This is a genomic window from Pseudoalteromonas sp. MTN2-4 (assembly GCF_042848605.1).
Taxonomy (GTDB): Bacteria; Pseudomonadota; Gammaproteobacteria; order Enterobacterales; family Alteromonadaceae; genus Pseudoalteromonas.
Map to the genome: position 1 here is coordinate 1 of NZ_BTGK01000043.1, position 938 is coordinate 938.

At 37.5% G+C, this 938-nt stretch carries 1 protein-coding gene; it reads left to right on the forward strand.

Annotated features, from left to right (window positions below):
* Positions 1 to 28: 28 nt before the first annotated feature.
* Positions 29 to 847, forward strand: coding sequence for an alpha/beta fold hydrolase (locus ACGHEH_RS21625; RefSeq protein ID WP_390449828.1), 819 nt, complete (start codon positions 29 to 31; stop codon positions 845 to 847).
* Positions 848 to 938 lie beyond the last annotated feature (91 nt).

Here is a 938-nt window from a genome sequence, read left to right on the forward strand (position 1 = left end):
GCGTTAGCTTTCTTTCAGGGATAGGTGTGTGTCTCCAAAAATTTTATTAATTGTTAGCCTTGTTATATTTTGCTTTTCTGTTTCTGCTAAAACATTATTAGTTAACCAGGCTAAATTAGAATATGAAATTAAAGGCACTGGAGAGCATATCGTTTTGTTCGAAGCAGGTGCCATTTCTGGGATGGCCGGTTGGGACTCTATTTGGGATAACCTGCCTGAAAATATAACAGCCATAAGATACTCAAGGAGAGGCGAAGGGAAATCATCTTCTTGTGTTGGTGACCTGACATCCACTGATTATGTAAAGGACACTGAAAAATTACTCAACCTATTGAAAGTTAAAAAACCTATTGTTTATGTTTCTCACTCGTATGGTGGAAAAGTTGCTAGGGAATTTTCAGTTAGAAATCCAGATGAAGTTTCAGCTATGTTATTTATCGATCCTATTAACCCAAGAGACGTCGAAATCATCGAAAAGTTAGATCCTTTAGGAGGAAAGGAATCTAATGAGAGGTTAAAACAAGCGGATGTAAAAATGGGAAAAGAAAATAATTGTTGCTTAATCAACGATATCTGGAATAAAACACCATCATTAGGCTATGGCGATATCAAAAATATCCCCATAACTCTTATCGCGGGTGTGAAAAAGTTTGAAAATCCAGAGCGCCTCTTTGATACGGATAAAGCTCGCGAATTATGGGGAAATGTACAAGCAGAATGGGTGCTTAAATTTCCTAAAGGCAGGGCTGTAATGGCAACTAAAAGTGGGCATTTCGTTCAAGATGATGAGCCAAAGTTAGTTATTTCTGAATTAAAAAAACTAATTGTCAGAGTAAACGAAAGCTAACAAGTTACTTAAAAGGACGCAAAACGCTTGGCTTGCGCTCCTTCGTCGCTAATTTAAGCCAAGCATTTTACGCCCATTAGTAAGGCGTTAT